The sequence below is a fragment of the Vogesella perlucida genome (genome assembly GCF_979366545.1).
This window is the reverse complement of record NZ_CEETRO010000007.1, coordinates 123,217-146,662: the sequence shown is the minus strand read 5'-3', so window position 1 is coordinate 146,662 and position 23,446 is coordinate 123,217. Positions and strand designations below refer to the sequence as shown.

The 23,446-nt window shown below is 58.7% G+C and carries 20 protein-coding genes, 2 tRNA genes, 1 pseudogene and 1 riboswitch; of the genes and pseudogenes, 19 read left to right on the top strand and 4 right to left on the bottom strand.

From position 1 onward, the window contains the following. Genes nuoG through ACZ9XP_RS11895 form a run of 9 tightly spaced genes read left to right on the top strand, consistent with a single transcriptional unit; the run spans nucleotide 1 to nucleotide 10,294 of the window. Nucleotides 1-2,361 carry an NADH-quinone oxidoreductase subunit NuoG gene (gene nuoG, locus ACZ9XP_RS11935; protein WP_147689013.1) on the top strand — a complete coding sequence of 787 codons (2,361 nt, stop codon included), beginning with the start codon at nucleotides 1-3 and terminating at the stop codon, nucleotides 2,359-2,361. Between the two features lie 3 nt (nucleotides 2,362-2,364). Then, on the top strand, nucleotides 2,365-3,411 hold the full coding sequence (gene nuoH, locus ACZ9XP_RS11930; RefSeq protein WP_147689012.1) for an NADH-quinone oxidoreductase subunit NuoH: 1,047 nt from the start codon (nucleotides 2,365-2,367) through the stop codon (nucleotides 3,409-3,411). A 22-nt stretch (nucleotides 3,412-3,433) separates the two neighbouring features. Beyond that, nucleotides 3,434-3,913 carry an NADH-quinone oxidoreductase subunit NuoI gene (gene nuoI / locus ACZ9XP_RS11925; RefSeq protein WP_197693963.1) on the top strand — a complete coding sequence of 160 codons (480 nt, stop codon included), beginning with the start codon at nucleotides 3,434-3,436 and terminating at the stop codon, nucleotides 3,911-3,913. A 9-nt stretch (nucleotides 3,914-3,922) separates the two neighbouring features. Continuing rightward, nucleotides 3,923-4,570: an NADH-quinone oxidoreductase subunit J gene (locus ACZ9XP_RS11920; RefSeq protein WP_017509622.1), complete on the top strand. Its 648-nt coding sequence runs from the start codon at nucleotides 3,923-3,925 to the stop codon at nucleotides 4,568-4,570. 22 nt (nucleotides 4,571-4,592) lie between these two features. Beyond that, nucleotides 4,593-4,898, top strand: a complete 306-nt coding sequence (gene nuoK / locus ACZ9XP_RS11915) for an NADH-quinone oxidoreductase subunit NuoK (protein ID WP_147689011.1) — start codon at nucleotides 4,593-4,595, stop codon at nucleotides 4,896-4,898. Between the two features lie 36 nt (nucleotides 4,899-4,934). Beyond that, nucleotides 4,935-6,971 (top strand): NADH-quinone oxidoreductase subunit L, encoded by a 2,037-nt coding sequence (nuoL, locus tag ACZ9XP_RS11910; RefSeq protein WP_147689010.1) that lies wholly within the window; start codon nucleotides 4,935-4,937, stop codon nucleotides 6,969-6,971. A gap of 40 nt (nucleotides 6,972-7,011) precedes the next feature. After that, nucleotides 7,012-8,508: an NADH-quinone oxidoreductase subunit M gene (locus ACZ9XP_RS11905; protein WP_147689009.1), complete on the top strand. Its 1,497-nt coding sequence runs from the start codon at nucleotides 7,012-7,014 to the stop codon at nucleotides 8,506-8,508. A 19-nt stretch (nucleotides 8,509-8,527) separates the two neighbouring features. Further along, nucleotides 8,528-9,982, top strand: a complete 1,455-nt coding sequence (nuoN, locus tag ACZ9XP_RS11900; RefSeq protein WP_147689008.1) for an NADH-quinone oxidoreductase subunit NuoN — start codon at nucleotides 8,528-8,530, stop codon at nucleotides 9,980-9,982. Nucleotides 9,983-9,997: 15 nt separating this feature from the next. Beyond that, a complete protein-coding gene (locus tag ACZ9XP_RS11895; protein WP_147689007.1) occupies nucleotides 9,998-10,294 on the top strand; it encodes a DUF2818 family protein in 297 nt (98 codons plus the stop codon). A gap of 323 nt (nucleotides 10,295-10,617) precedes the next feature. On the opposite strand, the gene ACZ9XP_RS11890 is transcribed toward ACZ9XP_RS11895, so the two are convergent. Further along, a complete protein-coding gene (locus tag ACZ9XP_RS11890) occupies nucleotides 10,618-11,484 on the bottom strand; it encodes a lipid A biosynthesis lauroyl acyltransferase (protein ID WP_147689006.1) in 867 nt (288 codons plus the stop codon). A 10-nt stretch (nucleotides 11,485-11,494) separates the two neighbouring features. Continuing rightward, complete coding sequence (locus ACZ9XP_RS11885) at nucleotides 11,495-12,376, bottom strand: lysophospholipid acyltransferase family protein (RefSeq protein WP_465188501.1); 882 nt, start codon at nucleotides 12,374-12,376, stop codon at nucleotides 11,495-11,497. A 67-nt stretch (nucleotides 12,377-12,443) separates the two neighbouring features. Between ACZ9XP_RS11885 and metK the strand changes: the two genes are divergently transcribed. From metK to metF, 3 genes are all read left to right on the top strand, one after another. After that, complete coding sequence (metK, locus tag ACZ9XP_RS11880) at nucleotides 12,444-13,613, top strand: methionine adenosyltransferase (RefSeq protein ID WP_017509614.1); 1,170 nt, start codon at nucleotides 12,444-12,446, stop codon at nucleotides 13,611-13,613. 96 nt (nucleotides 13,614-13,709) lie between these two features. Then, a riboswitch (S-adenosyl-L-homocysteine riboswitch) is annotated at nucleotides 13,710-13,775 on the top strand. Nucleotides 13,776-13,877: 102 nt separating this feature from the next. After that, the gene (ahcY, locus tag ACZ9XP_RS11875; RefSeq protein ID WP_147689004.1) at nucleotides 13,878-15,278 is read left to right on the top strand and encodes an adenosylhomocysteinase; all 1,401 of its coding nucleotides are present in this window, start codon (nucleotides 13,878-13,880) and stop codon (nucleotides 15,276-15,278) included. Nucleotides 15,279-15,418: 140 nt separating this feature from the next. Then, complete coding sequence (gene metF, locus ACZ9XP_RS11870) at nucleotides 15,419-16,255, top strand: methylenetetrahydrofolate reductase [NAD(P)H] (protein WP_147689003.1); 837 nt, start codon at nucleotides 15,419-15,421, stop codon at nucleotides 16,253-16,255. Nucleotides 16,256-16,306: 51 nt separating this feature from the next. Here the strand turns inward: metF and ACZ9XP_RS11865 are convergent, their stop codons facing one another. Further along, nucleotides 16,307-18,091, bottom strand: a complete 1,785-nt coding sequence (locus ACZ9XP_RS11865) for a sensor domain-containing diguanylate cyclase (RefSeq protein ID WP_465188500.1) — start codon at nucleotides 18,089-18,091, stop codon at nucleotides 16,307-16,309. A gap of 151 nt (nucleotides 18,092-18,242) precedes the next feature. After that, nucleotides 18,243-18,728, bottom strand: coding sequence for an Lrp/AsnC family transcriptional regulator (locus tag ACZ9XP_RS11860; RefSeq protein WP_147689001.1), 486 nt, complete (start codon nucleotides 18,726-18,728; stop codon nucleotides 18,243-18,245). A gap of 357 nt (nucleotides 18,729-19,085) precedes the next feature. Here ACZ9XP_RS11860 and hppD point away from each other — a divergent pair, with 357 nt between their 5' ends. The 7 genes and pseudogenes from hppD to ACZ9XP_RS11825 form a co-directional block, all read left to right on the top strand. Next, a complete protein-coding gene (gene hppD, locus ACZ9XP_RS11855) occupies nucleotides 19,086-20,162 on the top strand; it encodes a 4-hydroxyphenylpyruvate dioxygenase (RefSeq protein WP_147689000.1) in 1,077 nt (358 codons plus the stop codon). Between the two features lie 131 nt (nucleotides 20,163-20,293). Beyond that, nucleotides 20,294-21,277, top strand: coding sequence for a fumarylacetoacetate hydrolase family protein (locus tag ACZ9XP_RS11850; RefSeq protein WP_147688999.1), 984 nt, complete (start codon nucleotides 20,294-20,296; stop codon nucleotides 21,275-21,277). Next, nucleotides 21,270-21,929, top strand: a complete 660-nt coding sequence (gene maiA / locus ACZ9XP_RS11845) for a maleylacetoacetate isomerase (RefSeq protein WP_147688998.1) — start codon at nucleotides 21,270-21,272, stop codon at nucleotides 21,927-21,929. Before ACZ9XP_RS11850 ends, maiA begins: the two co-directional genes overlap by 8 nt. Nucleotides 21,930-22,051: 122 nt before the next feature. Next, nucleotides 22,052-22,127: transfer RNA gene (locus ACZ9XP_RS11840), tRNA-Phe, on the top strand. Nucleotides 22,128-22,161: 34 nt separating this feature from the next. Beyond that, nucleotides 22,162-22,237: transfer RNA gene (locus ACZ9XP_RS11835), tRNA-Phe, on the top strand. A 178-nt stretch (nucleotides 22,238-22,415) separates the two neighbouring features. Beyond that, nucleotides 22,416-22,745, top strand: a complete 330-nt coding sequence (locus tag ACZ9XP_RS11830) for a DUF1153 domain-containing protein (RefSeq protein ID WP_147688351.1) — start codon at nucleotides 22,416-22,418, stop codon at nucleotides 22,743-22,745. A 185-nt stretch (nucleotides 22,746-22,930) separates the two neighbouring features. Then, nucleotides 22,931-23,392 (top strand): annotated as a pseudogene (locus tag ACZ9XP_RS11825) (transposase); the annotation flags it as partial. Nucleotides 23,393-23,446: the final 54 nt, after the last annotated feature.

Sequence of the window (23,446 nt, the reverse complement as noted above, 5' to 3'; positions counted from 1 at the left end):
ATGCTTGAAATCGAAATCGACGGTAAAAAACTGACAGTCAACCAGGGCAGCACCATTATTGATGCCGCCCATACTGCCGGTACCTACATCCCTCACTTCTGCTACCACAAGAAGCTGTCCATTGCGGCCAACTGCCGCATGTGCCTGGTAGAAGTCGAGAAAGCACCTAAGCCGCTGCCTGCCTGCGCTACGCCGGTAACAGATGGCATGAAAGTGCACACGGCGTCCCCGCTGGCCAAAAAGGCCCAGCAAGGCGTCATGGAATTCCTGCTGATCAACCACCCGCTGGATTGCCCTATCTGCGACCAGGGCGGTGAGTGCCAGCTGCAAGATCTGGCCGTGGGCTACGGTAATTCCGGCTCCCGCTACCAGGAAGAAAAGCGTGTTGTGGTAGGCAAAGACATGGGCCCGCTGGTTTCCGCCGAGGAAATGAGCCGCTGCATCCATTGCACCCGCTGCGTACGCTTCACCGACGAAATCGGTGGCTTCCAGGAAATCGGTATGGCTAACCGTAGCGAATTCTCGGAAATCATGCCTTACTTGGGCAAGACCGTGAATTCGGAAATCTCCGGTAACGTGATCGACCTGTGCCCGGTGGGCGCGCTCACTTCCAAACCGTTCCGCTACAGCACCCGTGCCTGGGAGCTGTCGCGTCGCAAGTCGGTGAGCCCGCACGACGGCCTGGGTGCTAACCTGATCGTGCAGGTAAAACAGAACGAAGTCATGCGCGTTCTGCCGCTGGAAAACGAAGCCATCAACGAATGCTGGCTGGCCGACCGTGACCGCTTCTCCTACGAAGGCCTGAACAGCACCGAGCGTCTGCACAAGCCGATGATCAAGTTCGACGGCAAGTGGCACGAAACCGACTGGCAGACTGCGCTGGAATACGTCGTAAAAGGCCTGAACGGCGTATCTGCCGACCATGGCAAAGACGCTATCGGCTTCCTGACCAGCCCGCACAGCACCACCGAAGAGCTGTACCTGGCTCAGAAGCTGGCGCGTAGCTTCGGCGTAAACAACATCGATGCCGCCCTGCGCCGCAGCGACAGCCGCGTAGCTGCTGCCCAGCAAGGTGCACTGTGGCTGGGTTCCTCCATCACCGAGTTGGCCGCAGCCAAGTCGCTGTTGGTCGTGGGCTCCTCGCAGCGTCAGGAACAGCCGCTGCTGGCTTCCCGTATTCGCCAGTCGGTGAAAAAGGGTACCCAGCTGAACGTGATTCACGTAGCGGATGACGAGCTGTTTACCACACTGAACGCCAAGCTGATCGTCTCCCCGGCTGCGCTGGTGAATGCGCTGGCCCAGGTGCTGAAGGCTGCTGTGTCGATCAAGGGTGCGGAAAGCACGCTGGATCTGTCTGCGGCCAACGTAGGCGAGCAGGCACAAGCCATTGCTGCCAGCCTGTGCGCTACCGACAGCGCTGCCGTGATTCTGGGCAACGTGGCGCAGCACCACCCGGCCTTCTCCGAGCTGCTGGCCCTGGCACAAGAGCTGTCCCGTGTGACTGGCGCGCGTTTCGGTATCACTGCAGAAGCGGCCAACAGCGTAGGTGCCGATCTGGCCGGTGCCAACCCGGCACATGGCCCGCTGGGCGAAAGCGTCACCGCTGGCCTGTCTGCTGCCGCGATGCTGGCAGCCCCGCGCAAGGCGTACTTCCTGCTGAACGCTGAAGTCGAAGCCGACACCTATAACGGCCAGCAAGCCGTTGCCGCCATGAAACAGGCAGCAACCGTGATTGCGCTGACCGCTTATAAAGGTGCCGGCCTGCTGGACTACGCCGACGTACTGCTGCCAGTGGCCCCGTTCTCCGAAACCGCTGGTTCCTTTGTGAACATGGAAGGCAAGCTGCAGAGCTTCAACGGTGTGGTGCGCCCGCAAGGCGAAGCGCGTCCGGCGTGGAAAGTACTGCGCGTGCTGGGCAATATGCTGAGCCTGGACGGCTTCGAGCAGAATTCGGCTGAAGACGTACGTGCCGAGCTGCTGGCCAAGGGTGACATCGCCGCCAAACTGAATAATGCACTGGCTACCACTGCGGCCAACGTGGCAGCACCGGCTGCTGTCGGCCTGGTACGTGTGGGCGAGGTACCGCTGTACCACGCCGACCCGATCTGCCGCCGTGCACCGTCTCTGCAGCAAACCGAAGCCGCCGCTACCCCGGTAGTGCGCATCAGCCCTGCCGATGCCGCCCGTCTGGGCCTGAACGACGGTGACACCGTTGTGGTAGAGCAGGGTAGTGCCTCGGTAAGCCTGCAAGTACGTGCCGACAAGGCGCTGGCTGAAGGGGGGGTCCGCGTTGCTGCGGCGCATCCTGCTACCCAGGCGCTGGCTGGCATGTTCGAACCGATTCAGATCAAGCGAGGTTAATCCATGGAACTTCTGCAAAGTTTGCTGGGTAGCGAGGCCGGTATGGCAGTGTGGACACTGCTGAAAATCCTGGCCATTGTTGCCCCGCTGATGATTGGTGTGGCCTACCTGACGCTCGCAGAGCGCAAGGTGATCGGCTACATGCAGATCCGTATCGGCCCCAACCGCGTCGGCCCGAAAGGGCTGCTGCAGCCACTGGCTGACGGTGTAAAACTGCTGATGAAGGAAATCATCCTGCCGACCCAGTCGAGCAAGGGTCTTTTCCTGCTGGCACCGGTGCTGTCCATCATGCCGGCGCTGGCTGCCTGGGCGGTGATCCCGTTCAACGACACCATGGTGCTGGCCAACATCAACGCCTCGCTGCTGTACATCATGGCCATTACGTCCATGGGTGTGTATGGCGTGATCGTGGCCGGCTGGGCGGGTAACTCCAAGTACTCCTTCCTGGGTGCGCTGCGTTCCTCGGCTCAGATCGTTTCCTACGAACTGGCCATGGGCTTTGCGCTGGTAGGTGTACTGATGGTGTCCAGCAGCCTGAACCTGGTGGATATCGTGAACCAGCAAGGCCAGGGCATTGCCGGTGGCTCGATCTTCTCCTGGAACTGGTTGCCGCTGTTCCCGCTGTTCATCGTGTACCTGGTATCCGGTGTGGCAGAAACCAACCGTGCCCCGTTTGACGTGGCCGAGGGTGAGTCCGAGATCGTTGCCGGTTTCCACGTGGAATACTCCGGTATGGCCTTTGCCATCTTCTTCCTGGCCGAATACGCCAACATGATCCTGGTGGCAGCACTGACTTCCATCATGTTCCTGGGTGGCTGGCTGTCGCCGTTCCCGGCGAGCTGGGGCGCGCTGGGTGCTTCCAGTATTGCCTGGTTGCTGGTGAAGATGTCCGCGGTACTGTTCTGCTTCCTGTGGTTCCGTGCTACGTTCCCGCGTTATCGCTATGACCAGATCATGCGTCTGGGCTGGAAAGTGTTTATTCCGGTAACGCTGGTGTCGATTCTGGTTCTGGGCCTGTGGATGCTGAGTCCGCTGTCGCTCTGGAAGTGATGGAGCTTAAAGCATGGAAATGATCCGCAATTTTTTCAAAACCTTCCTGCTGGTTGAACTGGTACAGGGCTTGATGGTGACTGGTCGTCACTTCTTTGCCCGCAAGATCACCGTTCAGTTCCCGGAAGAGAAAACGCCGATTTCACCGCGCTTCCGCGGCCTGCATGCGCAGCGCCGTTACGCCAACGGTGAAGAGCGCTGCATCGCCTGTAAGTTGTGCGAGGCAGTGTGCCCGGCCATGGCCATCACCATCGAGTCCGAACAGCGCGACGACGGCACCCGCCGTACCAGCCGCTACGATATCGACCTGACCAAGTGCATTTTCTGCGGTTTCTGCGAAGAAGCCTGCCCGGTAGATGCCATCGTCGAGACGCATATCTTCGAATATCACGGCGAGAAACGTGGCGATCTGTACTACACCAAACCGATGCTGCTGGCGGTAGGTGACAAGTACGAAGCTGAAATCGCGGCCAACAAGGCTGCCGATGCCAAGTATCGCTAAGGGGGACTCATGAGCTTTCAGGCTGTCGTTTTTTATATTCTGTCGGCGATCCTGATCTTCGCGGGTTTCCGCGTCGTGACGGCTAAAAACCCGGTACATGCTGCACTGTACCTGGTGCTGGCTTTCTTTACTGCGTCCGGCCACTGGCTGCTGCTGCAGGCCGAGTTCCTGGCGATTGCCCTGGTACTGGTCTACGTTGGCGCGGTCATGGTGCTGTTCCTGTTTGTGGTGATGATGCTGGACATCAACGTGGAGAAGCTGCGCGAAGGCTTCTGGCGTCATTTCCCGCAGGCTGCCACCGTGGCGCTGATCATGATGGCCGAGATCGTCCTGATCCTGTCCAGCCCGGAAGCACATCTGGCCGATGTGAAACCGGCTGCTGCCGCTGCAGCGGCAGGCGAGATCAGCAACGTGAAGGTGCTGGGTCGTCAGCTTTACACCACTTACCTGCTGGCCTTTGAAGCCGCGGCCGTGATTCTGCTGGTAGCCATGGTGGCTGCTATCGGTATCACCATCCGTCAGCGTAAAGACAGCAAGTATGTTGATCCGGGGGTACAAGTACGCGTGCAGAGCAAAGACCGCGTACGTGTCGTGAAAATGGCCGCTACCAAGCGCCAGGACGACGCAGTATCCGATTCTAACGAGCAACAGGCCTGACGGCCGTAGATTGGGAGGACACGTGCTTACACTCACACACTTCCTGGTGCTGGCCGGCATCCTGTTCGCCATCAGCGTACTGGGTATTTTCCTGAACCGGAAAAACCTCATCGTGCTGTTGATGGCCATCGAGCTGATGCTGCTCGCGGTGAACTACAACTTCATCGCTTTCTCGCACTTCTTGTCGGATTCGGCAGGGCAGATTTTCGTCTTCTTCATCCTGACCGTTGCTGCCGCTGAGTCGGCAATCGGTCTGGCGATCCTGGTGGTACTGTTCCGTAATCTGGACACCATCAACGTAGAAGACTTGGGCAGCCTCAAAGGCTAAAGAAACCGGATTTCAATTCTAAAAAGCACGACAAACATGGATATGAAGAGCTTATACCTGCTGATTGCGCTCTCACCTCTGGTGGGGTCGGTCATTGCAGGCCTGTTTGGATGGGCGATTGGTCGCCGTGCTGCTCACGTCGTGACGATTCTCGGCGTGGCAGTATCGGCGGTACTCTCGATTGGCGTACTGAAGGGCTTCCTTGATGGAAGCGCCCAGGTATTCAATGGCCCTGTCTATACCTGGTTGACGGTGAATGGTTTTGAATTCTCTGTCGGCTTCCTGGTGGATTCCCTCACTGCGATGATGCTGGTAGTGGTTACCAGCGTTTCGCTGATGGTGCACATCTACACGATCGGCTACATGCACGAAGACCCGGGTTATCAGCGTTTCTTCAGCTACATCTCGCTGTTTACCTTCTCCATGCTGATGCTGGTGATGTCCAACAACTTCATCCAGCTGTTCTTCGGCTGGGAAGCGGTGGGCCTGGTGTCCTACCTGCTGATCGGTTTCTGGTTCAAGCGCCCTACGGCGACCTTTGCCAACCTGAAAGCGTTCCTGGTAAACCGTGTGGGTGACTTTGGCTTCCTGCTGGGTATCGGTCTGGTACTGGCGTATTTCGGCGGTTCGCTGAACTACACCGACGTGTTTGCTGCCGCGCCTGCGCTGGCCAGCAAAACCATCCAGATCATCCCGGGCGTGGAATGGTCTTTGCTGACTGTTACCTGCATCCTGCTGTTTGTGGGTGCCATGGGTAAGTCTGCCCAGTTCCCGCTGCACGTGTGGCTGCCGGACTCCATGGAAGGCCCGACCCCGATTTCCGCGCTGATCCACGCTGCCACCATGGTGACAGCCGGTATCTTCATGGTGTCGCGTATGAGCCCGCTGTTCGAGATGTCCGATACCGCACTGAACGTAGTGATGGTAGCGGGCTCGATTACCGCGCTGTTCATGGGCTTCCTGGGCATTGTGCAGAACGACATCAAGCGCGTGGTGGCTTACTCCACCCTGTCGCAGCTGGGGTACATGACTGTTGCGCTGGGCGCGTCTGCCTACTCGGTAGCCATGTTCCACGTGATGACTCACGCCTTCTTCAAAGCCCTGCTGTTCCTGGGCGCCGGTTCCGTGATCATGGGTATGCACCATGACCAGGACATGCGCAACATGGGTGGCCTTCGCAAGTACATGCCGATTACCTGGCTGACTTCGCTGCTGGGCTCGCTGGCGCTGATCGGTACCCCGTTCTTCTCCGGCTTCTACTCCAAGGATTCCATCATCCTGGCGGTGCAAGCCAGCAATCTGTCGGCATCGGGCTTTGCCTACTTTGCCGTGATTGCCGGTGTATTCGTTACCGCGTTCTACTCTTTCCGCATGTACTTCCTGGTTTTCCACGGCAAGGAACGCTGGATGGAGGTGAAACACGATCACCATCACCACGATGATGATCATGGCGACGACCACCACCATGGCCTGGGCCCGAACGACAAACCGCACGAATCGCCATGGGTAGTGACCCTGCCGCTGGTGATGCTGGCGATTCCGTCCGTGCTGATCGGTTTCTTTGCCCTGCACCCGCTGGTCGGTGGCGAGTTCTTCAAAGGCGTGATTTTCACCAACCTGGAAAAACACCCGGGTCTGGAAGCGGCCATGCACCACGCGCATGATGCCGTGGCCATGGGTGCCCATGCCTTCGTCACGCTGCCGTTCTGGTTGGCCGCAGCCGGTGTGGCACTGGCCTGGTTCTTCTACATGAAGGCGCCGCATATCCCGGCCGCCATCAAGCAGAAGTGCTCCGGCGTACATGCTCTGCTGGAAAACAAATACTACCTGGACGAAATCTATTTCGCCGTGTTCGCCAAAGGCTCCCGTGCGCTGGGTACTTTCTTCTGGAAAGTCGGCGACATGCTGCTGATTGACGGCTTGCTGGTAAACGGCACTGCACGTCTGGTGGGCTACTTCTCCAGCGTGGTTCGCAAGCTGCAAACCGGTTTCATCTATAGCTACGCCGCCATCATGATTGTGGGCGTGCTGGTGCTGATGACTTACTGGTTCAAGCCGCTGATCCTGCGCTAGGGTTGGTTACCGGAATCGATTTAACAAATAGGCTATCTATATGTTTTCTAATCCTTTGAGTCTGGTGATCTGGACTCCGATTGTGGCGGGCCTTCTGGTGCTGGCCACCGGCGGTGACCAGCGTGCCACGCTGGCACGCTGGCTGGCACTGGCCGGTGCCCTGGCGGGGTTCCTGGTATCGCTGCCGCTGTTTACCCAGTTCAACAACCTGCATGGCGGCATGCAGTTTGTTGAAAACCTGCCGTGGATCGAATCCCTAGGGATTCGCTACCACCTGGGCGTAGACGGCATTTCCATGCTGTTTATCGTGTTGAACAGCTTTACCACCCTGATGGTGGTACTGGCTGGCTGGGAAGTTATCCAGAAACGTGCCGGCCACTACATGGCTGCCTTCCTGATCATGTCGGGCCTGATCAACGGTGCTTTTGCGGCACTGGACGCCATCCTGTTCTACGTGTTCTTCGAAGGCATGCTGATCCCGATGTACCTGATCATCGGTATCTGGGGTGGCCCGCGCCGCGTATACGCGTCGGTGAAGTTCTTCCTGTATACCCTGCTGGGTTCCCTGCTGATGCTGGTAGCGTTCATCTACCTGTATTTCCAGGCAGGCAAGACTTTCGAGATCGAAGCCTTCCAGGCGTTGGCCAAGATCCCGCGTGACGTGCAGCTGCTGCTGTTCGTCGCGTTCTTCCTGTCGTTTGCGGTGAAGGTACCGATGTGGCCAGTCCACACCTGGTTGCCGGATGCCCACGTGGAAGCCCCTACCGGTGGTTCCATGGTGCTGGCTGCCATCACCCTGAAGATCGGTGCCTATGGCTTCCTGCGGTTTGCCCTGCCTATCGTGCCGGACGCTGCGCTGGAAGTGGCCCCGCTCATGGTAGGCCTGTCGCTGGTTGCCGTGGTGTACATCGGCTTGGTGGCACTGGTACAAACCGACATGAAAAAGCTGGTGGCGTACTCGTCCATTTCGCACATGGGTTTTGTCACCCTCGGCATGTTCCTGTTTACCGGTAGCCAGATGAATGTCTGGGCACTGGAAGGCGCGCTGGTCCAGATGGTGTCGCACGGTTTCATCTCTGCCGGCATGTTCTTCTGCATCGGTGTGATGTACGACCGCGTGCATAGCCGCAACATTGCCGACTACGGTGGTGTGGCCAACAAGATGCCGATCTTTGCTGCTTTCATGATGCTGTTTGCCATGTCCAACTCCGGCCTGCCGGCTACCTCCGGTTTCGTGGGTGAGTTCATGGTGATCATGGGTGCGGTTCAGGTGAACTTCTGGGTTGCTGCTTTGGCTGCGACTACCCTGATCTTCGGTGCGGCGTACACCCTGTGGATGTACAAGCGCGTGATCTTCGGTGACGTAGGCAACGACCACGTAGAACACATGCAAGACGTGAACAAGCGCGAGTTCCTGGTGCTGGCCATCCTGGCGCTGGCGGTACTGGGCATGGGTCTGTACCCGCAGCTGTTTGTGGAGAAGATGCACCTCTCCGTAAACGATCTGATTGCGCACGTTGCGCAAAGCAAGCTCTAAGCTTACAAGGACAACGCTAATGAATTGGGCTGATCTCAACCTGATGCCGGCATTGCCCGAGATGTTTCTGCTCGGAGCTTTGCTGGTCATCCTGATGCTTGACCTCTTTATCTCGGATGCCAAACGCGGCATTACCTACGGCCTGTCCCTGGTGACACTGGCAGTAGCTGCGTTTCTGCAGGTATCCACTTTCGAAACCTTCAGCACCATTACCCTCAGCGGGCTGTTTGTCGATGATCCGATGGCGGACATCGTCAAGGTTGCCATGTATGGCGTGACCGCGACTGTGCTGGTTTACACCCGCCAGTATGTAAAAGACCGTGGCCTGTTCAAGGGCGAGTACTACACCCTGGCGCTGTTTGCGCTGCTTGGCATGAACCTGATGGTGTCGGCCGGTAACTTCATCAGCCTGTACATGGGCCTGGAGCTGCTGTCGCTGTCGCTCTGCTCGCTGATTGCCCTGCAACGTGACTCGGTAAAAGCCACCGAAGCCGCGATGAAGTACTTCGTGCTGAGCGCGCTGGCTTCCGGCCTGCTGCTGTACGGTATGTCCATGGTGTACGGTGCGACCGGCACACTGGACCTGCCTACCGTGGCGAAAGCGGTTGCCGGTGGTAGTGCGAATACCACCCTGATGGTATTCGGCCTGGTATTCATCGTAGCGGGCCTGGCGTTCAAACTGGGTGCTGTACCGTTCCACATGTGGGTACCGGACGTTTACCAGGGCTCGCCAACCGCGCTGACGCTGATGATTGGTGCTGCACCCAAGCTGGCTGCCTTCGTGTTTGTCATCCGTATCCTGGTACAGGGTCTGGGTGCCATGGTGGCCGACTGGCAGGGCATGCTGATCATTATTGCGGTGCTGTCCATGGCGATCGGTAACATCACTGCCATTGCACAGACCAATATCAAGCGCATGCTGGCTTACTCCACCATTTCGCACATGGGCTTCCTGCTGCTGGGCCTGATCGCCGGCACCCCGGAAGGCTATGCTTCGGCACTGTTCTATGCCGTGGTGTACGTACTGACCACGCTGGTGGGCTTTGGCATCCTGCTGGGTCTGTCGCGCGCCGGTTTCGAGTGCGAAACCCTGGACGACCTGAAAGGCCTGAATGGCCGCAACAGCTGGTACGCCCTGCTGATGCTGCTGGCTCTGTTCTCCATGGCCGGTATCCCGCCGCTGGCTGGCTTCTATGCCAAGTTTGCCGTGATCCAGGCTATCGTGAACATCAACCTGGTATGGTTGGCCGTAGTAGCCGTGATCATGTCGCTGATTGGTGCTTTCTACTACCTGCGTGCGGTAAAAGTGATGTACTTCGATGAAGTACAAGACAACAGCCCGATCACCATGCCGGTAGACATGAAACTGATCCTGTCGGTAAACGGTGTGGCCTTGCTGGTACTGGGCGTGGTGCCGGAACGTTTGGTTGCCATGTGTGTCGAAGCGATGCAATTGTCGCTTCACAGCCTGTAATCAAGGAAACTGTTCGTGGAAACCAGCGTTATCACTCTGCTCGTTCTGGCCTTTATCGCGGCCAACTTGCCTTTCGCTACCCAGCGCCTGGCGGGCATCAAGAAACTGGCCAACAAGCATTTTGGCTGGCACTTGCTGGAGCTGGTAGCGCTGTACCTGCTGCTAGGTTTGCTGGCACGTGTGCTGGAGGGCCGTATCAGCCCGGTACACGTGCAAAACTGGCAGTTCTACGTGACAACCTTTTCGCTGTTTGTGGTGTTTGCCTTTCCGGGTTTTGTTGCCCGGTACTTCTGGCAGACGCGTAGCCACTAAGTTGGCCGCAAAAGAAAAGCCCGGCGCGTGCCGGGCTTTTTCGTTTTCGTATGACGGGTTTGCACGCCGTGCCCTGCTGGCATAAGCATGCGTTACAGCGTGCTGGCGTGGACCTTGTTATTACCCTATGCGGCCAACCTTGTGGCTGCATGGATGCACCATAACGATGGCCTGCCATGCCCGCCTGAGTGTGCCGGGGTGTCGGCTTGCTGCTACGGTATGGTTGGCCACCTGCCATTGCCGCTGGTGCATTGTCTGGGTTTGCCCATCAAAAAGCCGCTGCATGGGCAGCGGCTTTTTCGCGCCATAAACAGGGAAGGTGCTTAGTAAAAGCGGGCCTCGCCTTGCGGGCGGCTCTTGAAGCGCTTATGCAGCCAGAAGTACTGTGCGGGTGTCTCGCGGATGCGGTCCTCAAGGAAAGCATTCATCCGGCGAGTATCGGCTACCACATCATCGGTAGGGTAGTTTTCCCACGCCGGGTAGATGTCCAGCACAAAGCGGCTACCTTCGCGGCGGGCAATGGCTGGCACTACCTTGGCACGCGCCAGGCCGGCAATGCGCGACAGGCCGGTAATGGTGGCGGCGTCGGTGTTAAAGAACTTCACGAATACCGAGTCGCGTGCGCCAAAGTCCTGGTCGGGCAGGTACAGAAAGGGTGTGTGGTCTTTGCGCATAGCCTTGATGATGCTGCGCAGGCTTTCCTGGCGCGACACGATGTAGGCGTTATTGAAGCGGTTACGGCCTTTGTAGAACTGCTCATCCAGTGTTTTGTTTTTCTGGTGTGCGTACACGCTCACCAGTGGCACTTCCAGGTTCAGGCGATAAGCGCACATCTCGAAGGCAACAAAGTGGGGGTAGAACAGAATCACGTCCTCACCAGCATCCCGCAGGCGGGTAAGGTGTTCCAGACCACGTATTTCCACCAGATTGCGCAGCCGGTCTGGCGATGACCACCACACCACGCCGTACTCCAGTACCAGCTTCATCATTTCCACAAAGTGGGCACGTATCAGGGTGCGTCGCTGGGCCGGGCTCATGTCCGGGAAGCACAGACGCAGGTTGATCAGCCCCACGCGGCGGCGTTCTTTGGCCAGGGCGTAGGCCAGCTGGCCCAGCAACCAGGCCAGTGCATGAATAAGGCGCAGGGGGAGTAGGTGAATCAGCCACAACAGGGCCAGGGCTAGTTTCATCAGACAGCTTTCATTCGGAATCGGGTGCAGGGGCGCCAGCAGGGCGCTTGTAGCGGTTGTAGCTCCACAGGTACTGGGCAGGCCAGCGGCGGATCAGGTTTTCTACTTCGGCGTTCAGGATGGCACCATCCTGCTGCTTGTCGCCGGTAAACGGCACGCTTTGTGGCTGAATGTGCACGGCAAAACCCTGGCCATCAGGCAGGCGTTCGCCGGTAAACCACAGCACGGCCACGTCCTGCATCTGCGCCAGGCGGGGCAGCAAACTCATGGTGAAAGCCTGACGACCAAAAAATGGCGCCCAGACACCTTCGCCACTGCCGGGCACCTGGTCGGGCAGGATGATGGTGGCTTCGCCGGATTTCAGTGCTTTCATCAACAAACGCACGCCGGCACCGGTAGCGGGGGCGGTTTTGGCACTACCCCGCGCCCGGCCTTCATTCATGATGGGTTCCAGCCAGGCCAGCTTGGAAGGCTTGTACATGGCAGTCAGCGGGAAGGGCAGGCGTGAGCTGAGGTAGCGGCCGGCAATATCGTAGCTGCCCAGATGCGGCGTAACAAATATCAGCCCCTTGCCTGCGGCCAACGCTGTCTCGACGTGCTCCCAGCCATGGCATTGCTTGACCAGCGATATCATGTAAGCCGGTTCACGACACCAGGCTATCGATAACTCCAGCATGCCTTTACCGGTTTCTGCGGCAGACTGTTTGACGAGGGCTTGATAAAGCTGATAACTTCCAGCGATTTTACTCGTGTCGAGGTTCTCGCGTATGCGCGAGCGCACACGAGGTGACGCATAATAAAGCATTCGCCCGAGCAGGCTGCCCAAGGCGTGCAACACAGGCAGTGGCAGGGACGCGAGTGCCTGCAGTATGAAACGTGCGAGTCGGGTCATGGGCTTGTACGCTAACGAAACGCGCTATTTTACCTTAACTCACTGGCCATTATCTGGAACGAAGACAATGAGCGAATATCTCTTTACCTCTGAATCGGTCTCGGAAGGTCACCCGGACAAAGTAGCGGACCAGATTTCCGATGCGATTCTGGACGCCATCCTGACCCAGGACAAATACGCCCGCGTAGCGGCCGAGACGCTGGTGAACACCGGTCTGGCCGTACTGGCCGGCGAAATTACCACCACGGCCAACGTGGACTACATCAAGATCGCGCGTGAAACCATCAAGCGCATCGGCTACGACAGCTCCGAAATGGGCTTCGATTACAACGGTTGCGCCGTGATGGTGTGCTACGACAAGCAGTCGCCGGACATTGCCCAGGGCGTGAACGAAGGCCAGGGCCTGGACCTGGAGCAAGGCGCGGGCGACCAAGGCCTGATGTTCGGCTACGCGTGCGACGAAACCCCGACCCTGATGCCGTTCCCCATCTACTACGCCCACCGTCTGGTACAGCGCCAGGCCGAGCTGCGTAAAGATGGCCGCCTGCCGTGGCTGCGCCCGGATGCCAAGAGCCAGATCACCTGCGTGTACGATACCGCTACCGGCCTGCCAAAGCGTATCGACACCGTGGTGCTGTCTACCCAGCACCACCCGGATGTGGACTACGACACCCTGCGTGAAGCCGTGATCGAGCAGATCATCAAGCCGGTACTGCCGCCAGAGATGCTCACCGCGGAAACCAAATACCTGATCAACCCGACCGGCCGCTTTGTTATCGGTGGCCCGCAAGGCGATTGCGGCCTGACCGGCCGTAAAATCATCGTGGATACCTACGGTGGTGCCGCTCCGCACGGCGGTGGCGCGTTCTCCGGCAAGGACCCGTCCAAGGTGGACCGCTCCGCTGCCTACGCGTGCCGCTACGTGGCCAAGAACATCGTAGCAGCCGGTCTGGCGCGCCAGTGCCAGGTACAGGTGTCCTACGCCATTGGCGTGGCGCAGCCTACCTCCATCGCCGTGGACACCTTTGGTACCAATGTGATCCCGAACGAGCAAATCGTCGAGCTGGTAAAACAGCACTTCGACCTGCGCCCGAAAGGCATCGTACAGATGCTGGACCTGCTGCGCCCGATCTACGCCAAAACTGCCGCTTACGGCCACTTTGGCCGCGAAGAGCCGGAATTCACCTGGGAGCGTACCGACAAGGTAGAAGCGCTGCGCGCTGCTGCCGGCCTGTAAGCCTGCCCTGTGAAGCAAAAAGCCCCGCCAGGGGCTTTTTGCTTTTCTGGCGCGAATTGCGGCCAACCTTTTAACGATCTTCTGCCATAATGTCGGTATTCCGGGGAGCGCTGCGAGGCTAGGCCCCAGGCCCGGAACAGTTCAAAACGGCGCTCACCTGCTTGTTCATCGGCCACCCTACCGGGTCGCCGGAATAACCCGTGCCGGGCACGGGATGCGCGGGTGAGCCATCCCTCCCGGCCTTCGTGATAAAGGATTTGCACGATGGCTGACTTCAACGACTACGTTGTTGCCGATATCAACCTGGCCGCCTGGGGCCGCAAAGAGCTGAACATTGCCGAAACCGAAATGCCGGGCCTGATGGCAATTCGCGAGCAGTTCAAGGATGCACAGCCGCTGCGCGGCGCGCGCATCGCCGGTAGCCTGCACATGACCGTACAGACCGCCGTGCTGATTGAAACCCTCACTGCGCTGGGTGCCGACGTACGCTGGGCCTCGTGCAATATCTTCTCCACCCAAGACCACGCCGCTGCGGCCATCGCTGCTGCCGAGATCCCGGTATTCGCCTTCAAGGGCGAGAGCCTGGACGAGTATTGGGAATTCAGCCACAAGATTTTCGAATGGCCGGAAAACCAGCCTGCCAACATGATTCTGGACGACGGCGGCGACGCCACCCTGCTGCTGATGCTGGGCAGCAAGGCCGAGAAAGACATCAGCGTGGTGGCTAACCCTACCAACGACGAAGAAATCGCCCTGTACGCCGCCATCAAGCGCTACCTGGCCATCGACCCGCAGTGGTACTCCAAACGCCTGCAGCACATCCAGGGCGTGACCGAAGAAACCACCACCGGCGTACACCGTCTGTACCAGCTGGAAAAAGACGGCGCGCTGCCGTTCCCGGCGTTCAACGTGAACGACTCGGTGACCAAATCCAAGTTCGACAACCTGTACGGCTGCCGCGAGTCGCTGGTAGACGGCATCAAGCGCGCTACCGACGTGATGATCGCCGGTAAAGTGGCCGTGGTACTGGGATACGGCGACGTGGGCAAGGGCTGCGCGCAAAGCCTGCGTGGCCTGGGCGCCACCGTGTGGGTAACCGAAATCGACCCGATCTGCGCACTGCAAGCCGCCATGGAAGGCTATCGCGTGGTACGCATGGACGAAGTCTGCGACCAAGCCGATATTTTTGTTACCACCACCGGTAACGTGGGTGTGATCACCCACGACCACATGGTCCGCATGCGCAACAACGCTATCGTGTGCAACATCGGCCACTTCGACAGCGAAATCGAAGTTGCCAGCCTGCGCCAGTACCAGTGGGACAACATCAAGCCGCAGGTAGACCACATTGTCTTCCCGGACGGCAAACGCATCATCCTGCTGGCCGAAGGCCGCCTGGTCAACCTGGGTTGCGCTACCGGCCACCCAAGCTTCGTGATGTCCAACTCGTTCACCAACCAGGTGCTGGCGCAGATCGAGATCTTTGCCAACCCGGGCAAATACGACAGCAAAGTGTACGTACTGCCGAAACATCTGGACGAGATGGTGGCCCGTCTGCACCTGGAGCGAATCGGTGCCCGCCTGACCGAGCTGAGCGATCAGCAAGCGGCCTACATCAGCGTGCCGAAAGAAGGCCCATATAAGCCGGCACACTATCGTTATTGATATTTGATGTCGGTATGAAACGGGCAGGGCAGTAAAATGACCTGCCCGTTTTTGCGGCCAACGTTGGCCGCACCCCGTCAGCGGCGACAGACCGGCACGGGTAGCCAGGGTTCATCACAGACTATTAGCTAGAGTTCGCCATGACAGAACGTAACCGTACTTTCAGTTTCGAGTTTTTCCCGCCGCGCACACCGGAAGGCGTGGCCAAGCTGCGCACCACGCGCCAGCAGCTGGCGCAGTTCAACCCCGAATTTTTCTCCGTGACCTTTGGTGCCGGTGGCACCACGCGTGACGGTACACTGTCCACCGTGCTGGAGATCCGCAACGAAGGCTACGCAGCAGCACCGCACCTGTCCTGCATTGGCTCCACCCGCGACAATATCCGCGCGATCCTTAACGAATATCGCAACCACGGCATCCGTCATATCGTGGCGCTGCGTGGTGATATGCCGTCCGGCATGGTGGAGGCGGGCGAATTCCGCTACGCCAACGAGCTGGTGGCTTTTATCCGCGAAGAGCACGGCGACCATTTTCATATCGAAGTGGCGGCCTATCCGGAATTCCACCCGCAGGCCAAGTCGGCAGAAGACGACATCAACAACTTTGTCCGCAAGGTAAAGGCCGGCGCCAACTCGGCCATGACGCAGTATTTCTTTAATGCCGATGCCTACTTCCGCTTTGTGGACGAGGCGCAGGCGCGTGGCGTGGATATCCCCATCGTGCCGGGCATTATGCCAATCGCCAACTTTGGCCAGCTGTGCCGCTTCTCGGATATGTGCGGTGCCGAAGTGCCGCGCTGGCTGCGCTTGCGCATGCAGGCCTATATGGACGACAGCGCGTCCATTCGCGCGCTGGGCCTGGATGTGGTGACCGAGCTATGCGACCGCCTGCTGGCAAATGGCGCACCCGGCCTGCACTTTTACACCTTGAACCAGGCCGGTACCGTGTCCACTATCTGGCAACGCCTGGGGCTGTAAGCACCGGCTGTGCCGATGAAGCCCCCCGTAGCCTGGCTACCGGGGGTTTTTCTATACCGCAGGGCCCAGGCCATGGCTGGCACTGATGACGCGGTTGCGCCCCAACTGTTTGGCCTGGTACAGGCACTGTGCAGCTTCTTCTTGTAGTGCGCCATCGCTATCGTGCCGTGTCGTGTCCAGGCTGGCTACCCCTACGCTGGCGGTCACGCAGGTGGATACGCTGGAGCTGATATGCGGTATGCCCAGCTGCCAGATGGCCTGCCGCAGGTTCTCGGCCAGGCGGTAAGCGGCTGCGGTATCGGCCCCGGGCAGCAGCAGGCCAAACTCGTCCCCACCCAAACGGGCCAGGACAGCCTGCCCGGTGGCGTGCTGTTGCATGAGCGCCGCCAGGCGTATCAGGCATTGGTCACCTTCCAGGTGGCCAAAGCAGGCGTTGTAGTCGGTAAAAGCATCGATATTGATGAGAAGCAGGGACAGTGCCTGGCTGCCGTCTTTGCTTTGCGAGTAGTGTTTGGCCAGCTGCTGGCGGAAAACCTTGCGGTTGGCTAGCCCGGTCAGGCCATCGATATTCACCATGCCATCCAGTTTTTCGTGTGCCAGCATCAGCGCCTGGCGTGTGACGTCGTGCGCTTGCCGGTATTGGCGCTGCAGCAGGGTATGGCACAGCATTTCGCTGAACAGGCGCATCAGGGTGAGCTCCTTATCCAGCCAGTCCCGCTTTTGCAGCACGCTGTCGCAGCCAAAGAACCCTAATACCTGGCCCTGGTAGGACAGGGTCACGACGGCAATGCTCTGGATGCCATGGGCGGCAAAGCGCATGCGTTCGTTATGCCCTTCTGGTGGCATGTCTTCCAGCTGGCTGAGCGCCACCAAGTGCTGCTTGATCAGTTGCGGCACAAACCAGGCTGATTCTTGCAGCGGGTAGTTTTCATACTGCTGCGCGGTACTGGGTACCCCGGCACGGCACCATTCCTGGGTGTGATGGATACGCAGTGACGGTGCCACCTTGAACAGGTAGCAGCGGTCTACTTCCAGCAGGTTGCCTATGCGCGACAGGGCAATGGCAATTTCTCCCTCGATATCGGCGTGGTCCAGCTGGATCAGCCGGCTGGACATTTCCGAGACCATCTGGTGAAAGCGTGATAGCTGCTCCAGCTCGGCGGTGCGCATGGCCAGCAGGCTCGATAGTTGGTCACGTTGCTGGGTGAGCTCGTAGCATGTTTGCTTGGCCTGTTTCAGCTGTGTGCCAGCGTGCTTGTCATGTGCTTGCAGTATCTGTCCCAGGTGGGCTATTTCGTCTTGTGCCACGATCTGCTCGTGCGCGTCCGGGCTTTGCCAGCGGGTGGCCAGGGCGGCTAGCGGTGCCAGAACCTTTTGCTGGAGATAGCGCCGGGTCAGCCATGCCAGCAACAGTATGGCCAGCATCAGCTCGGCCATGGCCTGGGCGATTTCCCGCCACAGGGTGTACTCCAGGCTGCGTAGCGACAGGCTGAGGCGCAAGGTGCCCAGTGGCTGGTCGCCTGTGCCTGCCGACTGTACCGGCAGCTCGATACGGTGGCTGGCCGGCAGTGGTGTGGCCAACGTTAGCTGTACCTGGCCACGGGTATTCAACAAGCTGACCTCGGCCACGCCATCCAGACTCTGTATGCCTTGCAGCAGTCTTTTCTCCATGGCCGGGTCCACATCCCAGACGCTTTGTGCCAAGAGCGGCATGAATTGCTCTTGTACCTGTTGCGGTATGCGCTGCAGCAGCTGTTGCTGTAGCTGGCTGCCCACGTAGAAACGTATGCCCGCCACCAGCAGGCAAAAGAGGCAGCCGGCGAGCAGCGTCTGCATAAGCCACTGCGGGATGAGCGGTTTGGCAAGTTTCAAAGGTGGCATTCCAAGAGGGTATTAGTGAACTATAGGCAGTTGCAGGGGGCTTGAACAGGGGGCGGCGGGCGTGAAAAAGGCAGCCTGGAGGCTGCCTTGGCAAACAGGGCGCGTTTTACTGGCCCAAGTGATAGATGGGCAGCGAGGTGGTCTGCTTGAACTCTTTCAGTACAAAGCTGGATTTCACGTCTTCTACGCCGGGCTGCTGCAACAGCTCGTCCATGACAAAGCGCGAAAAGTGCTGCAGGTCTTCAAAATACACCTGCAGCAGGTAGTCCATCTCGCCCGTCATAGCGTAGCAGTTCACTACCTCTGGCCAGCGTTGTACCGCTTCCATAAAGCCGGTCAGATGCGCGCTGCCACCGCGCTTTTCCAGTGATACGCGTACGAAAGCCTGCAAGCCCAAGCCTAGTTTGGCCGGGTCGAGCAGGGCAACGTATTGGCGGATCACGCCAGATTCTTCCAGCTGTTTCAGCCGGCGCAGGCACGGGGAGGGTGACAGGGCAACTTTCTCGGCAAGTTCGACGTTGGTCAGACGTCCATTGGCTTGCAGGGCTGCCAACATTTTGATGTCGGTCTTGTCCAGGTTGGCCGTAAGCATGTTATCTCCTGATTTGGGGTTTGCTCTGGAATATTGTTTTATGTTTTTTATTTTCTCGGCACTATATCGCAAGAAAATTGCCAGCAAGTTTACTTAGAATAAAGCGCCTGAGCCAGACATTTTACACGGTGGCAGCAGATCACCGCAGGCTGAGTGAATAAGAGGAGACGCCAGAGGCCCGTAAAGCCGGCTTCAGGCAGACAATTCGGGCATTTTCCCGCTGCTGGCCAGACCAGCAGCATGGTGCTGTGTTGTATTTTTATCTCCCGCTCTGCCCTGGCCCACCCCGTGTAACTGGCACGTCGCTGCAATACCCTACAGAGAAGCAGGCCGTACAGGCCGCAAGAGGAGAGAGAGATGAAAATGGAACATCAGCTGATGAACCCGCTGGCTACCGATGGTTTCGAGTTTGTGGAATACACCGCCCCGGATGCCGAGGGCGTAGAGAAGCTCAAAGCGCTGTTTCTGTCCCTGGGCTTTATCGAAGTAGCCCGCCATCGCAGCAAAAACGTTAGCCTGTTCCGCCAGGGCGATATCAACTTCATCCTGAACGCCGAGCGCACCCAGCCCGCTGCCGAGTTTGCCCATGCCCATGGCCCGTCCGCCTGCGCCATGGCCTGGCGCGTACAAGACGCCGCCAAAGCCTACGAATACGCACTGGCTCACGGTGCTACCCCGTACAACCGTCCGGTTGGCGCCATGGAGCTGAACATCCCGGCGGTAGAAGGCATCGGCGGTTCGGCGCTCTACTTTGTAGACCGCTACGGCCACGACAAGAACATCTACGACATCGACTTTGTACCGCTGGACGGCGTAGAGCAATACCCGGCGGGTGTGGGCCTGAAAGTCATCGACCACCTCACCCACAACGTGGTGCGCGGCAATATGGAGAAGTGGGGCGGCTTCTACGAGAACATCGCCAACTTCAAGGAAATCCGCTACTTCGATATCGAAGGCAAGCTCACCGGCCTGGTGTCCAAGGCCATGACCAGCCCGTGTGGCAAGATCCGCATCCCGATTAACGAGTCGTCCGACGACAAGAGCCAGATCGAAGAATTCCTGCGCCAGTACAACGGCGAAGGGATCCAGCACATCGCGCTGACCACCGACAATATCTACGAAACGGTGGAAACGCTGAAAGCACGTGGTACCCGCTTCCTGGACACGCCGGACACCTACTACGCCAAGGTAGACCAGCGCGTACCGAACCACGGCGAAGACCTGGCCCGCCTGCAGAAAAACAGCATTCTGATCGACGGCGCGCCGGTAGAAGGTATCCTGCTGCAAATCTTTACCGAAACCGTCATCGGCCCGATCTTCTTTGAAATTATCCAGCGCAAGGGTAACGAAGGCTTTGGTGAAGGTAACTTCCGCGCACTGTTCGAATCCATCGAAGAAGACCAGATCCGCCGCGGCGTGCTGAAGGCCGACTAAGCCTGCGCTACCGTATCGCGGCAAAGGGTTGGACGCCGGGCGCCGCCGGTACGGTCAACGGCTATATATAAGGTTGGCCGCAGCTCATGCTGCGGCCAACGCATATCGATACTGCAAGACGAGACACACACATGAAACTCGCTACCTATCAGAACCAGACCCGCGACGGCCAGCTGCTGGTCGTTAGCCGCGACCTCTCCCGCGCTGTGGCCGTGCCACAAATTGCGGCCAACCTGCAGGGTGCACTGGATAACTGGGCGCAGGCCGAGCCAAAATTACAAGAAGTGTATGCCGCGCTGAACCAGGGCGAGGTGGCTGGCGAATTCGCCTTCGACCAGATGCGCTGCCACAGCCCGCTGCCGCGTGCCTACCAGTGGGCCGACGGCTCTGCCTACTTGAACCACGTAGAGCTGGTGCGCAAGGCGCGTGGTGCCGAGGTGCCGGCCAGCTTTTACACCGACCCGCTGATGTACCAGGGCGGCTCCGACGCCTTCCTGCCACCGCGTGCCGGTATCCCGCTGCGCGATGCTGCGTGGGGCCTGGATTTTGAGGGCGAAGTGGCGGTGATAACCGGTGACGTGCCGCTGGGCGCCGACGCGGCCGAGTGCGCCAAGCACATCCGCCTGCTGATGCTGGTAAACGACGTGACCCTGCGCAACCTCATCCCGAATGAGCTGGCCAAAGGCTTTGGTTTCTTCCAGAGCAAGCCGGCTACCGCCTTCTCGCCTGTGGCTGTCACGCCGGACGAGCTGGGTGACGCCTGGCAAGACGGCAAAGTCCACCTGCCGCTGCTGGTGGATTACAACGACGCTTTCTACGGCAAGCCGAACGCTGGTGTGGAAATGCAGTTCAACTTTCCGCAACTGGTGGCCCATGTATCCAAAACCCGCGAGCTGGTGGCGGGCAGCATCATTGGCTCTGGCACCATCTCCAACCACGATCGCAGTGTAGGCAGCTGCTGCCTGGCCGAGCAGCGCATGATCGAGATCATCGATACTGGTGCAGCCGTGACACCGTTCATGAAAGTGGGCGATAGCGTGCGTATTGAAATGAAAGACGCCGCCGGCCACAGCATCTTTGGCGCCATCGAGCAAACCGTGGTGCAGCATGGCTGATGCGGCCAACGTTGGCCGCACCCTGTACGGCTACTTTCGCTCCTCTGCCGCCTACCGCGTACGCATCGCCCTCAACCTGAAAGGGCTGGCGTACCGGCAGGCCCCGGTCAGCCTGGTAAAGGCCGAGCAGCGCAGTGCCGATTTTCTGGCGCTGAACCCGCAAGGCCTGGTGCCAGCGTTGCAGGATGGCAAGGTACTGCTGACCCAGTCGCTAGCCATTTGCGAATACCTGGACGAAGCCTACCCGGATACCGTGCAGCTGCTGCCAGCCGACCCGGTACAGCGTGCGCGCGTCCGTGCCGTTGCTCAGGCAATCGCCTGTGACATCCATCCGGTAAACAACCTGCGCATCCTGAATTACCTCAAGATCGAGCTGGGGTTGGAAGAGGCGACACGCAACACCTGGTACCAGCATTGGGTGGAGGAGGGCTTTATCGCGCTGGAGCAGCAGCTGGCGGCCAGTGCAGGGCAGTACTGCTTTGGCGATAGCATTACTCTGGCTGATGCCTGCCTGCTACCGCAGGTATTCAATGCCCTGCGTTTTCAAGTAGATATGGCCGCTTTTCCGCTACTGGGCCGCCTTGCGGCCAACCTTGAAATCCTGCCCGCCTTTGCCGACGCCCACCCGTCCAAACAGCCGGATGCCACCTGATTGGTCTCACAGAGCAAGCCGAAACCGCCGAAAAGGCGGTTTTTTCATAAAAGGCTTGACGCCTTATGCGGTTTTTGATTTAATGCGTGTCTCTGATGCAGCACGCAAGTGCTGAGCAAGAAGGCCAATTAGCTCAGTTGGTAGAGCAACGGATTGAAAATCCGTGTGTCCTTGGTTCGATTCCGAGATTGGCCACCAAAAAACTTGCGGGTAACATACCAGTCAGCAGACTGGCCAATTAGCTCAGTTGGTAGAGCAACGGATTGAAAATCCGTGTGTCCTTGGTTCGATTCCGAGATTGGCCACCATATTAAAACCCCCAGCTAGAAATAGCTGGGGGTTTTTGCGTTGGATCTCACATCGGATTTAATTTCTAAGTTACCGCGTTCTATCGATGTGTCCCTCCTCATTTTCACTAAGTTTTAGAGACCATTGTAATGACCCACTAAAAACCTGCACAGGTCCTAATTCACACAGGAGCATGTGATGAGTATGACCATGGAAGACGACATCAAACGCTGGGCCGCCAAGCGCAAAGCCGCGCTGGTGATGGAGATCATTCAAGGCAAGAGCACGGTGGCCGAAGCTTCCCGCGCCTTCAACCTGGCGCCCTCCGAGATCGAAACCTGGGTCGATGAGGCCAAGCGCGGCATGGAGAACGCCCTGCGTGCCAAGCCGATGGATATCCGCGAGCAGTACGAAAAGCAGCTCAAAGAACTGCAGGAAGCCTACGGCGAAGCCATGCTGGAGCTACGCGCCCGCAAAAGGCCGTCCCCAAGCTGCAGTAGCAACTGGTCGAGCCGATCAAGGAGATGATTGAAGAGAGCTCTTCATTCGGCTACCGCACCGTAGCAGGCCTGCTGGGCATGAACAAAAAAAAACCGTGCAGCTCATTCTTCCAGCTCAAGGGCTGGCAGGTGAAGAAACGGCCGGTCGGCTTCCGCCCCCGTGTCCAAGCCCTGCCATCGGTGGCGGCAGAGCCCAACTAACGATGGTCGACAGACCTGTGCCGCATCTGGGCCGCCAAGGATGGCCGGTGCCATTTGGCACTGGTGATCGACTGCTGCACCCGCGAATTGCTGGGCTGGGATCTGTCACGCAGTGGCAAGTCCAAAACGGTCGAATCGGCGCTGGAACACGCGCTGATCAACCGCTTTGGCTGCCTGGACTGGGTGTTGCAACGCTTCCTGCTCCGCAGCGACAACGGTTTGGTATTTACCAGCCGCAGCTACACCGCGCTGGTGAAAAGCTACGGTTTGCAGCAAGAGTTCATCACGCCGTACACGTCGGAGCAGAACGGCATGGTGGAGCGGGTGATTCGTACATTGAAAGAGCAGTGCGCGCATCGACACCGCTTTGAAAGTCTGGCGCACGTCAGCCGGGTGATTGCCGACTGTATCGGGTTCTACAACCACCGGCGCTCGCACCAGGCTTTGGGGATGAAGACGCTGGCGATGGCATAACAATTAGTAGCCTGACCTGTGCAGAAAGGGCTGGGTCATTACAGATTTGTGTAA

What these genes read in the sequence shown, in the direction of transcription:
- nuoG (WP_147689013.1), top strand. Translation starts at nt 1, where the DNA reads ATGCTTGAAATCGAAATCGACGGTAAAAAACTGACAGTCAACCAGGGC.
- nuoH (WP_147689012.1), top strand. Translation starts at nt 2,365, where the DNA reads ATGGAACTTCTGCAAAGTTTGCTGGGTAGCGAGGCCGGTATGGCAGTG.
- ACZ9XP_RS11920 (WP_017509622.1), top strand. Translation starts at nt 3,923, where the DNA reads ATGAGCTTTCAGGCTGTCGTTTTTTATATTCTGTCGGCGATCCTGATC.
- nuoL (WP_147689010.1), top strand. Translation starts at nt 4,935, where the DNA reads ATGGATATGAAGAGCTTATACCTGCTGATTGCGCTCTCACCTCTGGTG.
- ACZ9XP_RS11905 (WP_147689009.1), top strand. Translation starts at nt 7,012, where the DNA reads ATGTTTTCTAATCCTTTGAGTCTGGTGATCTGGACTCCGATTGTGGCG.
- nuoN (WP_147689008.1), top strand. Translation starts at nt 8,528, where the DNA reads ATGAATTGGGCTGATCTCAACCTGATGCCGGCATTGCCCGAGATGTTT.
- ACZ9XP_RS11890 (WP_147689006.1), bottom strand. Translation starts at nt 11,484, where the DNA reads ATGAAACTAGCCCTGGCCCTGTTGTGGCTGATTCACCTACTCCCCCTG.
- ACZ9XP_RS11885 (WP_465188501.1), bottom strand. Translation starts at nt 12,376, where the DNA reads ATGACCCGACTCGCACGTTTCATACTGCAGGCACTCGCGTCCCTGCCA.
- metK (WP_017509614.1), top strand. Translation starts at nt 12,444, where the DNA reads ATGAGCGAATATCTCTTTACCTCTGAATCGGTCTCGGAAGGTCACCCG.
- ahcY (WP_147689004.1), top strand. Translation starts at nt 13,878, where the DNA reads ATGGCTGACTTCAACGACTACGTTGTTGCCGATATCAACCTGGCCGCC.
- metF (WP_147689003.1), top strand. Translation starts at nt 15,419, where the DNA reads ATGACAGAACGTAACCGTACTTTCAGTTTCGAGTTTTTCCCGCCGCGC.
- ACZ9XP_RS11865 (WP_465188500.1), bottom strand. Translation starts at nt 18,091, where the DNA reads ATGCAGACGCTGCTCGCCGGCTGCCTCTTTTGCCTGCTGGTGGCGGGC.
- ACZ9XP_RS11860 (WP_147689001.1), bottom strand. Translation starts at nt 18,728, where the DNA reads ATGCTTACGGCCAACCTGGACAAGACCGACATCAAAATGTTGGCAGCC.
- hppD (WP_147689000.1), top strand. Translation starts at nt 19,086, where the DNA reads ATGAAAATGGAACATCAGCTGATGAACCCGCTGGCTACCGATGGTTTC.
- ACZ9XP_RS11850 (WP_147688999.1), top strand. Translation starts at nt 20,294, where the DNA reads ATGAAACTCGCTACCTATCAGAACCAGACCCGCGACGGCCAGCTGCTG.
- maiA (WP_147688998.1), top strand. Translation starts at nt 21,270, where the DNA reads ATGGCTGATGCGGCCAACGTTGGCCGCACCCTGTACGGCTACTTTCGC.
- ACZ9XP_RS11830 (WP_147688351.1), top strand. Translation starts at nt 22,416, where the DNA reads ATGAGTATGACCATGGAAGACGACATCAAACGCTGGGCCGCCAAGCGC.